The organism is Streptomyces sp. NPDC002144 (genome assembly GCF_053593695.1).
Map to the genome: position 1 here is coordinate 63,833 of NZ_JBSFDB010000034.1, position 13,145 is coordinate 76,977.

The 13,145-nt window shown below is 71.6% G+C and carries 13 protein-coding genes and 1 riboswitch; of the genes, 3 read left to right on the top strand and 10 right to left on the bottom strand.

All coding sequences use genetic code 11. From position 1 onward, the window contains the following. Positions 1-128 precede the first annotated feature (128 nt). Positions 129-1,988 carry an AAA family ATPase gene (locus tag ACWCQ1_RS37515; RefSeq protein WP_451028381.1) on the top strand — a complete coding sequence of 620 codons (1,860 nt, stop codon included), beginning with the start codon at positions 129-131 and terminating at the stop codon, positions 1,986-1,988. A gap of 23 nt (positions 1,989-2,011) precedes the next feature. On the opposite strand, the gene ACWCQ1_RS37520 is transcribed toward ACWCQ1_RS37515, so the two are convergent. The 9 genes from ACWCQ1_RS37520 to ACWCQ1_RS37560 all read right to left on the bottom strand — a co-directional run bounded on the left by ACWCQ1_RS37520 (position 2,012) and on the right by ACWCQ1_RS37560 (position 9,318). Then, a complete protein-coding gene (locus ACWCQ1_RS37520; RefSeq protein WP_358603349.1) occupies positions 2,012-3,100 on the bottom strand; it encodes a hemolysin family protein in 1,089 nt (362 codons plus the stop codon). Next, a complete protein-coding gene (locus tag ACWCQ1_RS37525; RefSeq protein WP_133044819.1) occupies positions 3,097-4,422 on the bottom strand; it encodes a hemolysin family protein in 1,326 nt (441 codons plus the stop codon). Before ACWCQ1_RS37525 ends, ACWCQ1_RS37520 begins: the two co-directional genes overlap by 4 nt. 176 nt (positions 4,423-4,598) lie before the next feature. Then, complete coding sequence (locus ACWCQ1_RS37530; RefSeq protein WP_358603346.1) at positions 4,599-5,042, bottom strand: PH domain-containing protein; 444 nt, start codon at positions 5,040-5,042, stop codon at positions 4,599-4,601. A 24-nt stretch (positions 5,043-5,066) separates the two neighbouring features. After that, the gene (hisG, locus tag ACWCQ1_RS37535; protein ID WP_133044821.1) at positions 5,067-5,915 is read right to left on the bottom strand and encodes an ATP phosphoribosyltransferase; all 849 of its coding nucleotides are present in this window, start codon (positions 5,913-5,915) and stop codon (positions 5,067-5,069) included. Between the two features lie 47 nt (positions 5,916-5,962). After that, the gene (locus tag ACWCQ1_RS37540) at positions 5,963-6,235 is read right to left on the bottom strand and encodes a phosphoribosyl-ATP diphosphatase (protein WP_030946750.1); all 273 of its coding nucleotides are present in this window, start codon (positions 6,233-6,235) and stop codon (positions 5,963-5,965) included. 33 nt (positions 6,236-6,268) lie between these two features. Continuing rightward, the gene (gene ribH, locus ACWCQ1_RS37545; protein ID WP_208783466.1) at positions 6,269-6,754 is read right to left on the bottom strand and encodes a 6,7-dimethyl-8-ribityllumazine synthase; all 486 of its coding nucleotides are present in this window, start codon (positions 6,752-6,754) and stop codon (positions 6,269-6,271) included. A gap of 34 nt (positions 6,755-6,788) precedes the next feature. Continuing rightward, positions 6,789-8,078: a bifunctional 3,4-dihydroxy-2-butanone-4-phosphate synthase/GTP cyclohydrolase II gene (locus ACWCQ1_RS37550; protein ID WP_133044823.1), complete on the bottom strand. Its 1,290-nt coding sequence runs from the start codon at positions 8,076-8,078 to the stop codon at positions 6,789-6,791. Further along, entirely contained in the window at positions 8,075-8,716 is a 642-nt protein-coding gene (pnuC, locus tag ACWCQ1_RS37555; RefSeq protein ID WP_133044824.1) for a nicotinamide riboside transporter PnuC, read from the bottom strand. The genes ACWCQ1_RS37550 and pnuC overlap by 4 nt, the downstream gene beginning before the upstream one ends. Beyond that, entirely contained in the window at positions 8,713-9,318 is a 606-nt protein-coding gene (locus ACWCQ1_RS37560) for a riboflavin synthase (RefSeq protein WP_133044825.1), read from the bottom strand. The genes pnuC and ACWCQ1_RS37560 overlap by 4 nt, the downstream gene beginning before the upstream one ends. Before the next feature lie 143 nt (positions 9,319-9,461). Further along, positions 9,462-9,592, bottom strand: a riboswitch (FMN riboswitch). A 230-nt stretch (positions 9,593-9,822) separates the two neighbouring features. Between ACWCQ1_RS37560 and ACWCQ1_RS37565 the strand changes: the two genes are divergently transcribed. Further along, complete coding sequence (locus ACWCQ1_RS37565) at positions 9,823-10,710, top strand: RNA polymerase sigma-70 factor (RefSeq protein ID WP_451028382.1); 888 nt, start codon at positions 9,823-9,825, stop codon at positions 10,708-10,710. Positions 10,711-10,800: 90 nt separating this feature from the next. Beyond that, on the top strand, positions 10,801-11,541 hold the full coding sequence (locus ACWCQ1_RS37570; RefSeq protein ID WP_358603336.1) for an SDR family oxidoreductase: 741 nt from the start codon (positions 10,801-10,803) through the stop codon (positions 11,539-11,541). Positions 11,542-11,574: 33 nt separating this feature from the next. Here ACWCQ1_RS37570 and ACWCQ1_RS37575 read toward each other — a convergent pair whose 3' ends face one another. Next, the gene (locus ACWCQ1_RS37575) at positions 11,575-13,095 is read right to left on the bottom strand and encodes an ROK family transcriptional regulator (RefSeq protein WP_358603333.1); all 1,521 of its coding nucleotides are present in this window, start codon (positions 13,093-13,095) and stop codon (positions 11,575-11,577) included. Positions 13,096-13,145 lie beyond the last annotated feature (50 nt).

The following is a 13,145-nucleotide window of genomic DNA, read 5'->3' on the forward strand; positions in this document are numbered from 1 at the left end:
TCGGTGCGACCTACGAGCGGCTGTGCGCGCACCGCAACTCCGGTCAGCGGTACGGCGGTTCGATCAAGGCGGCCGACGGGTGACCACCCGGCGGTCAACCGACGGGGGCACGGTTTGTGGGGGACGTGATGGACTTCGGCACGCAGGGCCCCGAGGCCCCGGCCGACCTCGCCTGGCTGCGAGGCGTGGACGCCTACACCATGGGCGCGTATCCGCAGGCGGAGGAGGAGTTCCGGACCGCGGTGCGGACGGATCCCGGGATGGCCGACGGCTGGCTCGGACTGCACGCGCTGCGCGTCGACACGACGACCGCGCTGCTGCGGATGTTCCGGCACCGGGACCGCTTCGGCGAGCAGCGCGCCCGGCACCGCCGCTCCCTCAACTCCTGGTACTGGCTGGGCTGGTGGGTGCAGCCGGTGCTGGAAACCCCGCGCGACCTGCTGCTCGCGCACGCCTCGCACTGGCTGGACGGCCGTCATGTGCCCGAGCTGGACCGGGCGCTGGCCGGTCTGCCGCCCATCGACACCGACCACCAGGTCCGCTTCCTGCACGCCTGCCGCGCCTACCTGGTCAAGGACTGGGAACAGCTCGTCCGCCACACCGACCCGCTGATCGACGACCCGCTGCTCGGGATCGAGGCGGGCCTGTTCGGCGGGATGGCCCGGGTCCGTCTGGAGATGTACGGCCAGGCCGAGCCGCTGCTCGCGGCGGCGCTGATGCGCTGCCGCAGCGAGCAGCCGCAGCGCAAGGAGCTGCGGTACTGGCTGGCGCGGGCCCATGAGGGCACGGGCCGTTCGGCCGCCGCGCTGCCCCTGTACCGGGCCGTGCACCGCGTCGACCCCGCCTTCATGGACACCTCGGCCCGGCTCGCGGCGATCGCCGAGGGGGACGGCTACGACGACTCCGCCGACCTCGCCGCGATCACGCTCTCCGGCGCGCAGGACGTCCTGGAGGGTCCCGACGCCCTCGACCCGCTGTTCGGCACCGAGGTACGGGACCTGCGGCTTCCCGAACCCGACCTCCCGCCCGTCGGCCCGGTGCCGTCGGTGATCGATCCGGCGGTGCGCGAGAAGAGCGTCGTCGGCTCGCCGCTGCCGGCCGGGCCGACCGACCCGGAGTTGCTCGAGGAGGCGCTCGCCGAGCTGGAGCGCATGGTCGGCCTGGAGCCCGTGAAGCGACAGGTCAAGGCGCTGTCCGCGCAGTTGAACATGGCGCGGCTGCGGGCCGGGCAGGGGCTGCCGGTCCAGCCGCCCAAACGGCACTTCGTCTTCTCCGGCCCCTCCGGCACCGGCAAGACGACGGTCGCGCGCATCCTGGGCCGTGTCTTCTACGCCCTCGGTCTGCTCGGCGGCGACCACCTGGTCGAGGCCCAACGGGCCGACCTGGTGGGCGAGTACCTGGGCCAGACGGCCGTGAAGGCCAACGAGCTGATCGACTCCGCGATCGGCGGGGTGCTCTTCGTGGACGAGGCCTACTCGCTCTCCAACTCCGGTTACGGCAAGGGGGACGCCTACGGCGACGAGGCGCTGCAGGTGCTGCTGAAGCGGGCCGAGGACAACCGGGACCACCTGGTGGTGATCCTGGCCGGCTACCCCGAGGGCATGGACCGGCTGCTCGCCGCCAACCCCGGTCTGTCCTCCCGCTTCACCACCCGCGTCGACTTCCCGTCCTACCGGCCGCTGGAACTCACCTCGATCGGGGAGGTGCTGGCCGCGGAGAACGGCGACGTCTGGGACGAGGAGGCCCTGGACGAACTGCGCTCGATCGCCGGGCACGTGGTGGACCAGGGCTGGATCGACGAACTCGGCAACGGACGCTTCCTGCGGACCCTGTACGAGAAGAGCTGCGCGTACCGGGATCTGCGGCTGTCGACGTACCCGGGGATGCTGACGCGGGACGACCTGTCGACGTTGCGGTTGCCGGATCTGATGCAGGCGTACGGGGAGGTGCTGTCGGGGCGGGGGCCGCAGGATCCCAGTGCCATGTGACATACCACTGGCCCCCGCACCGATCAGGTCGCCAGCGCCTGCTCCGGCTCCCCGCTCCCCCGCGGCTCCGTCACCCGGACCTCCGGCGTGTCCCGGTGCGCCGGGTCGGTGACCTCGCCCACCAGCAGCTCCAGTACGTCCTCCAGGGCGACCAGCCCCAGCACCCTGCCCGAGCCGTCCGCGACCTGGGCGAGGTGGGTCGCCGCTCGCCGCATGACCGTGAGGGCGTCGTCCAGGGGAAGGTCGGCGCGGAGGGTCGTCATCGGGCGCCACAGCTGCTGCGGCACCGCCCGTTCGGAGTCCTCCAGGTCGAGTACGTCCTTCACGTGCAGGTAGCCCATGAAGACGCCGCCGTTGTCCGCGGCGACCGGGAAGCGGGAGTAGCCGGTGCGGGCGGTGAGCCGGACGATCTCGCCGGGGGTCACCGAGGGGCTGACCGTGATCAGCGACTCGCGCCCCAGGAGCACGTCCGTCACCGGGCGGGAGCCCAGCTCCAGGGCGTCCTCGAGGCGTTCCTGCTCCTCGGGGTCCAGCAGGCCCGCCTGTCCGGAGTCCTCCACCAGGCGGTTGAGCTGTTCGCTGGTGAAGACCGCCTCGACCTCGTCCTTCGGTTCGACCCGGAAGAGCCGCAGGATGCCCTGGGCGCAGGCGCCGAGGGTCACGGTGATCGGCTTGCAGATCCGGGCGAAGTAGACCAGCCCGGGGCTGAGCCACAGGGCGGCCTTCTCGGGCGCGGCCATCGCCAGGTTCTTCGGGACCATCTCGCCGATGACGAGGTGGAAGAAGACGACCGCGGCCAGCGCGATGACGTAACCCAGGGGGTGGATCACGCCGTCGGGCAGGTGGATCCACTCGAAGACCGGTTCCAGCAGGTGCGCGACCGTCGGTTCCGCGACCGCGCCCAGGGTCAGCGAGCAGACGGTGATGCCGAACTGGGCCGCCGCCATCATCTGGGGCAGGCGTTCGAGGCCGTAGAGCACCTGGCGGGCCCGCGCCGTGCCGAGGGGTTCGATCTGGCTGCGGCGGACGGAGACCAGGGCGAACTCGGCGCCGACGAAGAAGCCGTTGGCGAGCACCAGCAGGGCGGCGAACAGGAGTTGCAGCACGCTCATCGGGCGACCTCCACGACCGGCCCGGTCCTGACCAGCCGGACGCGCTCGGCCCGGTAGTGGCCCACCCGGCGCACGGTCAGCCGCCAGCCGGGCAGTTCGGCCTTGTCACCGGCTGCCGGGATCCGGCCGAGCAGATCGGCGACGAGGCCGGCGACCGTCTCGTACGGTCCCTCGGGCACGTCCAGGCCTATGCGCTGCAGGATGTCGACCCGGCAGCTGCCGTCGGCGTCCCAGGCGGGCTTGCCGTCCTCCGGCGGGGCGGCGGCGAGCTCGGGCACGTCCTGCCCGTCGTGCTCGTCGCGGACCTCGCCGACGATCTCCTCGACGATGTCCTCCAGGGTCACCACCCCGGCCGTGCCTCCGTACTCGTCGACGACGACCGCGATGGGCTGCTCGCTGCGCAGCTGCGCCAGCAGGGGCTTGACCGGCAGGGTCTCGGGGACCAGCAGGGCCGGGCGGGCGATACGGCCGACGGGGGTGCGCAGCCGGTCGTGCACGGGGACGGCCAGCGCGTCCTTGAGGTGGACCATGCCGACGACTTCGTCGATCTTCTCCTTGTAGACGGGGAAGCGGGACAGGCCGGTGGCGCGGGTCAGGTTGACCACGTCCTCGGCGGTGGCCGAGGACTGCAGCGCGCTCACCTTCACCCGCGGGGTCATCACGTGCTGGGCGGTCAGCTCGGCGAGCGACAGGGTCCGCACGAAGAGGTCCGCGGTGTCCTGTTCCAGGGCGCCGGCCTGCGCGGAGTGCCGGGCGAGGGAGACCAGTTCGCCCGGTGTGCGGGCGGAGGCCAGCTCCTCGGCGGGCTCGACGCCCAGGGCGCGGACGAGGCGGTTGGCGACGGTGTTCAGCGCGGCGATGACCGGGCGGAACAGACGTGCGAAGACGTGCTGCGGGCCGGCCACGAAGCGGGCGACCTGCATGGGCTTGGAGATGGCCCAGTTCTTGGGCACGAGCTCGCCGATCACCATCTGCACGGCGGAGGCCAGCAGCATGCCGACGACGACCGCGATGCCGGAGACGGCCCCCTCGGGGATGCCGACGGCCGTGAAGGGGCCGCGCAGCAGTGCGGCCAGGGCCGGTTCGGCGAGCATGCCGACGACCAGGGAGGTGATGGTGATGCCGAGCTGGGTGCCGGAGAGCTGGAAGGACAGCTCTTTCAGCGACTCGGCGACCCTGCGGGCGCGCTTGTCGCCCTCGGCGGCGGCCTTCTCGGCGTCCGTCGCCTCGACCGTGACCAGACCGAACTCGGCGGCCACGAAGAAGCCGTTGGCGAGAATCAGCAGGAGGGCGGCTCCGAGGAGCAGCAGGGGGGTGGTCATGATGCCGCCGCCTCGGTATGTCGGGAGGGGGCGGCGCAGGTACTACAGGACGATCCGTCCATCGCTGGAGGGAGTCACTCCTCGGGTAGCAGGGGGCCGCTGAGGGCCATGGGGCACGTCGGCGGCGGAGGCGCGGGAAAACGCCTCCGCCAACAGATTAATCAAGACAGGGGTCTCTACGGCAGATCCCTCGTCGAGCGGGCCTCGGCGAGCGCGCGCAGCATACGCGCGTCGGCGATGGCACGCTCCTTGGCGATACCGGGCTGGATGCCGAGCGCGGGCAGGCTGGTGCCGTCGCTGAGGTTGAGGAAGACCCAGGGGTCGCCGGGACGCAGGTTCACATGGAGGATCTCGGTCCACTCCAGGTGTCGCCTGCTGACGATGTTGACGACGGTGACACCGGACTCCTCGGCGACGACCTTCACCCGGGCGAGCATGGCCAGGACGCCGAAGAGGAGCGCGCCGGTGAGGATGAAGCTGAGCCGTTCACCGGGGCCGAGCTGCTCCAGGAGCATGGCGACGGTCGTGATCACCACGAAGATCGCGACGCCGCCGGTGAGCAGGACGGCCCGGGTGCGGCCCGGCCGGAAGGTGACGGGGAGAGCGGGCAGATCAGACATCTCGTACGGTCCTCGTACGGTCTCTCAGAGGCGGCAGGCGTGGATGGCCGTGGTCAGGATGGCCCGGGCGCCGATCTCGTACAGGTCGTCCATGATCCGCTGGGCGTCCTTGGTCGGGACCATGGCACGCACGGCGACCCAGCCCTCGTTGTGCAGCGGCGAGATGGTCGGCGACTCCAGACCCGGGGTGAGGGCGACGGCCTTCTCCAGCTGCTCGACGCGGCAGTCGTAGTCCATCATCACGTACGTCCGGGCCACCAGGACACCCTGCAGCCGGCGCAGGAACTGCTGCACCTTGGGCTCCTCGCCGTCCGCTCCGGTACGGCGGATGACGACGGCCTCGGACTTCATGATCGGCTCGCCGAAGACCTCCAGGCCCGCGTTGCGCAGGCTGGTGCCGGTCTCGACGACGTCGGCGATGACCTCGGCGACACCCAGCTCGATGGCGGTCTCGACGGCGCCGTCGAGGTGGACGACGGAGGCGTCGACGCCGTGCTCGGCGAGGTGGCCCTCGACGATGCCCTCGTAGGACGTGGCGACGGTACGGCCCTTGAGGTCCTCGACCCCGGTGGCCGTCCCCGGCTTGGCGGCGAAGCGGAAGGTGGAGCGGGCGAAGCCGAGCGGGAGGATCTCCTCGGCCTCGGCACCGGAGTCGATCAGCAGGTCACGGCCGGTGATGCCGATGTCCAGCTGACCGGAGGAGACGTAGATCGCGATGTCGCGGGGCCGGAGGTAGAAGAACTCGACGTCGTTCGACGGGTCGACGGTGCGCAGTTCCTTGGACTCCCGGCGCTGCCGGTAGCCGGCCTCATGCAGCATCTCCGCCGCAGGGCCTGACAGGGAACCCTTGTTGGGGACGGCGATGCGCAGCATGAGGTCGGCTTCCTTCGCGTGGGTTTCTCGGGGGAACGAGGTGGGGCTCACAGGTGGGCGTAGACGTCGTCCAGGGAGATCCCGCGGGCGACCATCATCACCTGGACGTGGTACAGCAGCTGCGAGATCTCCTCGGCGGCCGCCTCCTTGCCCTCGTACTCGGCGGCCATCCAGACCTCGGCGGCTTCCTCGACGACCTTCTTGCCGATGGCATGGACGCCCTTGCCGACCAGTTCTGCGGTGCGGGAAGTGGCGGGATCGCCGTGGGCGGCCTTGTGCTGGAGCTCGGTGAAGAGCTCCTCGAACGTCTTGTTGGACATGGTGAGCGTCAGACTACGCCACGGCCGGTTACCTCAGTGCCACGGTTCAGATACTGAGCGGAGGGTGGCCGCGGTCGCCACCGCCGCCGTCACCGCCTCGTGCCCCTTGTCCTCGTTGGAGCCCGGCAGACCCGCCCGGTCCAGCGCCTGCTCCTCGTTGTCGCACGTCAGCAGACCGAAGCCGACCGGGACGCCGGTGTCGACGGAGACCTGGGTCAGGCCCTGGGTGACGCCCTGGCACACATAGTCGAAGTGCGGGGTGCCGCCGCGGATGACGACACCCAGGGCGACGATCGCGTCGTAGCCGCGGCCGGCCAGGACCTTCGCGACCACCGGCAGTTCCCAGCTGCCGGGGACCCTGAGCAGGGTCGGCTCGTCGATGCCGAGGTCGTGCAGGGCGCGCAGCGCGCCGTCCACCAGGCCGTCCATCACCTTTTCGTGCCACTGCGCCGCGATGACGGCGACCCGCAGGTCACCCACATTGCGTACGGACAGCTCCGGTGCGCCCTTGCCGCTCACGTTCTCTCGTCTCCTGGATGTGCTGGGGGTGCGGTTACTGGTTGCTGCAGGTGGACACCGGGTTGGTGTCCAGCCAGGGCAGGTCGTGTCCCATCCGGTCGCGCTTGGTGCGCAGGTAGCGGAGGTTGTGCTCGCCCGCCTGTACGGGCATCGGCTCCCGGCCGACGACCTTGAGCCCGTGCCGGACGAGCGCGTCGGTCTTGTCGGGGTTGTTGGTCATCAGGCGCACACTGCGCACGCCGAGGTCCTCGAGGATCTGCGCGCCGGCGCCGTAGTCCCGGGCGTCGGCCGGCAGGCCGAGTTCCAGGTTGGCGTCGAGGGTGTCACGGCCGCGCTCTTGGAGCTCGTACGCCCGCAGCTTGGACAGCAGGCCGATGCCGCGTCCCTCGTGGCCGCGCAGATAGACCACGACTCCCCTGCCCTCGGTCTGGATGCGCTCCAGGGAGGCCTCCAGCTGGGGGCCGCAGTCGCAGCGCAGGGAGGAGAAGATGTCGCCGGTCAGGCACTCGGAGTGGACGCGGACCAGGACGTCCTCGCCGTCGCCGATCTCGCCGTGGACGAGGGCCACGTGCTCGACGCCGTCGACGGTGGAGCGGTAGCCGTAGGCCTTGAACTCGCCGTGCACGGTGGGCAGATGGGTCTCGGCCTCGCGGCGGACGGTGGGCTCGGAGCCGCGGCGGTAGGCGATCAGGTCCTCGATGGAGATGATCGTCAGGCCGTGCTTGCGGGCGAAGGGGATCAGCTCGGGCAGGCGCAGCATCCGGCCGTCCTCGCCGGCGATCTCGACGATCGCGCCGGCCGGGCGCAGCCCCGCGAGGCGGGCGAGGTCGACGGCGGCCTCGGTGTGGCCGTCGCGGGTCAGGACGCCGCCGGGCCTGGCCCGCAGCGGGAAGATGTGGCCGGGGCGCACGAAGTCGGCGGGCTCGGCGTCGCCGCTCGCCAGCAGCTGGAGGGTGGTCGCGCGGTCGGCGGCCGAGATCCCGGTGGTGACGCCGTGGGCGCCCGAGGCGTCCACGGAGACCGTGAAGGCGGTCTTCATCGACTCCGTGTTGTCGTCGACCATCTGCGGGAGCTTCAGCCGGTCCAGTTCCTCGCCCTCCATGGGGGCGCAGATCAGACCGCGGCACTCGCTCATCATGAAGGCGACGATCTCGGGGGTGACCTTCTCGGCGGCGATGACGAGGTCGCCCTCGTTCTCGCGGTCCTCGTCGTCGACGACCACGATCGGGCGGCCGGCCGCGATGTCGGCGATCGCCTGCTCGACGGGGTCGAGGGACCAGTCCTCGATACCGTCCGTGCTGTAGAGAATCGGGGCCGCAGTCATGCCGGCGCTCCTTCCAGGACGGGTTGCGGTGTGTTGCGGGAACGCAGCCACCAGTCGCGCATGCCCCACAGGACGAGTGCGCCGTAGATGACGTAGACGAAGCCGGAGAAGGCGTAGCCGTTGGCGAAGTTGAGGGGGACGCCGACGACGTCGACGAGGAGCCAGGCGATCCAGAACTCGACCATGCCGCGTGCCTGGGCGTACATGGCGACGATCGTGCCGACGAATATGTAGGCGTCCGGCCAGGGGTCCCAGGACAGGGACGGGTAGGCCTTGAAGAGCAGGGCGACCGCGACCGTGCCGACCGCCGCCGCGCCCAGCATCGCGCCGCGTTCGCGCCAGGTGGCGAACCGCGGGGTGATGTGGCCGTCGGCGGACCTGCCCTTGCTGCGGCTCCACTGCCACCAGCCGTACAGCGCGACGACCATGACGACGACCTGCTTGCCGGCGCTGCCCGCGAGATGGCCGTAGAACGCGATGAACAGGACCAGGCCGGAGAGGAACTGCACCGGCCAGGTCAGCAGCGAGCGGCGCCAGCCGAGGGCGAGGGTGATCAGGCCGAGGATGTTGCCGATCATGTCCGACCAGATGATGTGCTGGCCGAGGAGGGTGAACGCCTGCGAGTTCAGCCAGTTCACCGGCCTGCTCCCTGCGTGCTCGCGAGCAGGCGCTCGACGTACTTGGCGACCACGTCCACCTCGAGGTTGACCGGGTCACCGGGCTGCTTGAGGCCGAGCGTGGTCAGGGCGAGGGTGGTGGGGATGAGGCTGATCGTGAAGTGGTCGGGCCCGGCGTCCACGACGGTGAGGCTGATGCCGTCGACGGTGATGGAGCCCTTCTCGACGACGTAGCGCGAAAGGTCCGCGGGCAGCGAGATCTTGACGATCTCCCAGTTCTCGGACGGCTTGCGCTCCAGCACCCGACCGGTGCCGTCGACGTGGCCCTGCACGATGTGGCCGCCGAGGCGGGAGCCGACGGCGGTGGGGCGCTCGAGGTTGACGCGGGAGCCGACGGCGATGGCGCCGAGGCTGGAGCGGTCGAGGGTCTCCGCCATGACGTCGGCGGTGAACTCGTCACCCTCGTGCTCGACGACGGTGAGGCAGACGCCGTTCACGGCGATGGAGTCCCCGTGTTTCGCGCCCTCGGTGACGACAGGGCCGCGCACGCGGAAGCGACAGGAGTCACCGAGGTTCTCGACGGCGGTGATCTCACCCAGCTCTTCGACGATTCCGGTGAACACTTCCCGGGTCCTCCTGCCTCATTCGGGCACGGACTCCGGGGCTGTCGAAGACGACAGAAGCGAGCGAGGACACCGGGGGCGACGCCGGACAGACTCGTCCACACGGACGAGCGCATACGGCGGCGCGCACGAATGCCCGCCCGCCGCGCACTGCCTCCCATCCGGACTTTAACCGTCGGTCCAGGAATTTCACCTGGTCAACCGGCCGCTGGAAGCGGACGGGTCGCGGACTGTAACCGCCGGTTCGGAATTTCACCGACCCCGGAGTGCGCTGCTTCTGGTACAGAGCCAGTGTGCCACGCCTGATCGACGTCCATACGGGCGAACGGTGTGGGTTGGCTCACAAGGTGTGCCGCTGTACTTCTCAACTCGGCCTGTTTGCCGGACGCTTTGGTCTAGTCCTTTAGGGGCTCCCTGGACGGGCCCGGCGGCGGTGACGACGGCCCTTGCCCGTCGCCGGGCCTTCTCAGCCGTGGTGTCGGTGGGCTCTGGCAGGGTGGTGCCATGAGCAGCGCGACCGCCGACGACTTCGAGCCGCACCGCCCGCGGCTGTTCGGTCTTGCCTACCGCATGCTGGGCTCGGCCGACGAGGCGGAGGACGTGGTGCAGGACGCGTATCTGCGCTTCAGCGGCGCGGACCGCGCGGGCATCGACCATCCGGCGGCCTGGCTCGCCAAGGTCGTCGCCAACCTCTGCCTCACCCGGCTGACCTCGGCGCGGGCCCGGCGCGAGCGGTACGTCGGCACCTGGCTCCCCGAGCCGGTCATCACCTCCGACGGCACGCTCGGCCCGCTGGAGTCGGCGGAGCAGCGGGACGCGGTGTCGCTGGCGATGCTGGTCCTGCTGGAGCGGCTCACGCCGAACGAGCGGGCGGTGTACGTCCTGCGGGAGGCGTTCGGGTACGGCCACCGGGAGATCGCCGGTGTGCTGGACCTGACCGAGGCCAACTGCCGTCAGCTGTACCGGCGGGCGGTGCGGCGGGTGGAGGAGGACCGGTCGCGGTTCGAGCCGGTGCCGGGGCGGCGGGCGGAACTCGTCAGCTCGTTCCTCGCCGCGGCCCGGGACGGTGATCTGGCCGGACTGGAGAAGGTGCTGGCGGCGGACGTCATCTGGTCCAGCGACGGCGGCGGCAAGGTCAGCGCGGCCCGGCGGCCGGTCGAGGGGCGCGAGAAGGTCGCACGACTCGCGGTGGGCGGCGCCGAGCGGTTCGCGGCGGGGCTGGAGTTCACGCCGACCGAGATCAACGGCGAGTACGGACTGGCCGCCTGGGCGGGCGACACGCTTGCCGGCGTGGTCGCGTTCGAGGTGCGGGACGGTCTGATCGCCCATCTGCGGATCGTGCTGAACCCGGAGAAACTGGCCTTCGTGAGGCGTCAGCTCACGCGTTCCTAGGCAGCTGTCACATTTCGCGCGGGCCGCCTCGTCTCAGCTGGCGAAGGGCGCTCCACCCCGGGGCGTCCGCCGCGGGAAGGGTTGGACAGCATGACCACGATCCTGGTGACCGGTGGGACGGGCACCCTCGGCAGGCTCGTCACCGAGCGGCTGCGGGCGGACGGGCACGAGGTACGGGTGCTCAGCCGACGCACCCCGCCCTACGCCGTCGATCTGCGCGAGGGCGGGGCCGGGCTGGACGCGGCGGTCGCGGGCGTGGACACGGTGGTGCACTGCGCGACCACACAGACCGGCGGGGACGAGAAGGCGGCCGCCCGTCTGATCGCGGCGGCCCGGCGGGCCGGGGTACGACACCTGGTCTACATCTCGATCGTCGGCGTCGACCGGGTGCCGTTCCCCTACTACCGGACCAAGCTCGCGGTGGAGAGGATGGTCGAGGAGTCGGGGCCGGGCTGGACGGTGCTGCGGGCGACGCAGTTCCACGATCTGCCGGTGATGTTGTTCCGGGCGCTGGCGAAGCTGCCGGTGCTGCTGCTGCCGGCCGGGGTGCGGGACCAGCCGGTCGAGGTGGCCGAAGTCGCCGCCCGGCTGGCCGAGTTGGCACAGGCGGCGCCCGCCGGGCGCGTCGCGGACATGGGCGGTCCCGAGATCCGCACCTTCGAATCCCTGGCCCGCGCCTGGCTGAAGGCGACGGGGCGCAGGCGCGCGGTGCTGAGCGTCCCGCTGTGGGGCAAGGCGTACCGGGCGTTCCGCGACGGCGGGCATCTGGCGCCGGAACACGCCGTCGGGAAGGGCACGTTCGAGGAGTACCTGAAGAGGCAGCGGGGCTGAGGCGACCCGCTCGCCGTCAGGGGGCGCCGCCGCTCACCGTTCCGCAGGCGCGAACAGTTCGTCCTGGGCGCGCTCCCGTGCGGTGAGCAGGGCACCGCGCAGTACGGCGGCGCCGCCCAGGACGCTCGGCCGCACCTCGGTGGCCAGCGGCGACATCCGCCGGACCCGCGCCTGCACCCGCCGGGCGAGCTCCGCGCCCCCGGCCTGCCCGACCTCACCGCCGAGCACGACACACCCCGGATCGAGAACCGCCACGACGGAGGCGACACCTATGGCCAGCCGGTCGGCGAGGGCATCCAGGAAGTGGGCGGCGACCTCGGGACCGAAGGCAGGCGTCGCACCGTCCGGCACGACCGGCCCAGCGGCGGCGGCGGTCGCGTCTGCGTCAGCCCCACCTGAGCCTCCGGCGGCCAACGACCCGGCTCCCGGCACCCCAGAACCGGCGATCATCCCGCCTCCGTCAGCCCCAGTCGACTCTCCGACGGCCAAATTCCCCGCCCCCGGCACGAGCACCCCAGAACCGGCGACCACCCCGCCCCCGTCACCCCCACTTGCCCCTCCGACGGCCACATTCCCAGCCCTCGGCACCACCACCCCGCCCGCGTCAGCCCCACCTCCGCCCCCGGCACCCTCCCGCACGGCGGCCACGGCGACCCGGACCAGCGCCGCCGCCGTTGCCCCGTCCGTACCCTCGCCGGTGGAGTCACCGCCGCCGGCCGGCATCCCCCACTCCCCCGCCAGCCCGCCGATCGCCGCAGCCCCCGCCAGCGAATGGAAACCGCCCTCGCAGTCCGTCGCCGACGGCAGTCCCGTCGTTCCCGGGACCGGCAGGAAGCCGATCTCGCCCGTGCCTCCGGAGGCGCCCCGGCGCAGCTTCCCGTCCAGGACCACCGCGGCGCCCGTGCCGTGGCTGAGCCACAGCAGGACGAAGGTGTCGCGGTCCCGGGCGGTGCCGTCGCGCTGTTCGGCCAGGGCCGCCAGGTTGGTCTCGTTCTCGATGCTGACGCGGGCCTCGGGGAGCCGTTCCTGAAGGGCGGCCACCAGCCGGCGATGCCATTCCGGCAGGCCCGTCGAGTCACGGAGTTCCCCCGTTGCAGGGTCGATCAGCCCCGGCGCGCCGATGCCGACGGTGTGCAGCCGGTCCGCCCCCGCCTCCTTGGCCACCCGTTCCACCAGCGCGACCGTCTGCTCCACCGCCGGCCCCGTCCCCGTGTCGCCCCCGATCGGCATCGACGCCTCCGCGAGCACCCGCCCCACCAGGTCGGACACGACCACGGAGACGCCCTCCGTACGGACGTCCAGGGCCGCGAGGTGCGCGCGGTCGGCGACGATGCCGTACAGCTTCGCGTTCGGCCCCCGCCGCACCTCGCCCGCCTCGCCGACCACGGTGATCAGCCCGGACGCGGCGAGGCGCTCGACGAGGTCGGCGACCGTCGGCCGGGAGAGTCCGGTCAGCTGCTTCAACCGCCCCGCCGTCAGCGGGCCTTCCTGCTGGAGCAGACGCAGGGCGAGCCGGTCGTTGATGGCCCGGGCGGTGCTCGGGGATGCGGGCATGCCGGGATCCTTCCAGATCGCGGGACGGGCGGGCGCGGGGCCCGGGGTCC

Coding starts and splice junctions, on each gene's coding strand:
- ACWCQ1_RS37515 (WP_451028381.1), top strand. CDS start 129: ATGGACTTCGGCACGCAGGGCCCCGAGGCCCCGGCCGACCTCGCCTGG.
- ACWCQ1_RS37520 (WP_358603349.1), bottom strand. CDS start 3,100: ATGAGCGTGCTGCAACTCCTGTTCGCCGCCCTGCTGGTGCTCGCCAAC.
- ACWCQ1_RS37525 (WP_133044819.1), bottom strand. CDS start 4,422: ATGACCACCCCCCTGCTGCTCCTCGGAGCCGCCCTCCTGCTGATTCTC.
- ACWCQ1_RS37530 (WP_358603346.1), bottom strand. CDS start 5,042: ATGTCTGATCTGCCCGCTCTCCCCGTCACCTTCCGGCCGGGCCGCACC.
- hisG (WP_133044821.1), bottom strand. CDS start 5,915: ATGCTGCGCATCGCCGTCCCCAACAAGGGTTCCCTGTCAGGCCCTGCG.
- ACWCQ1_RS37540 (WP_030946750.1), bottom strand. CDS start 6,235: ATGTCCAACAAGACGTTCGAGGAGCTCTTCACCGAGCTCCAGCACAAG.
- ACWCQ1_RS37550 (WP_133044823.1), bottom strand. CDS start 8,078: ATGACTGCGGCCCCGATTCTCTACAGCACGGACGGTATCGAGGACTGG.
- ACWCQ1_RS37565 (WP_451028382.1), top strand. CDS start 9,823: ATGAGCAGCGCGACCGCCGACGACTTCGAGCCGCACCGCCCGCGGCTG.
- ACWCQ1_RS37570 (WP_358603336.1), top strand. CDS start 10,801: ATGACCACGATCCTGGTGACCGGTGGGACGGGCACCCTCGGCAGGCTC.
- ACWCQ1_RS37575 (WP_358603333.1), bottom strand. CDS start 13,095: ATGCCCGCATCCCCGAGCACCGCCCGGGCCATCAACGACCGGCTCGCC.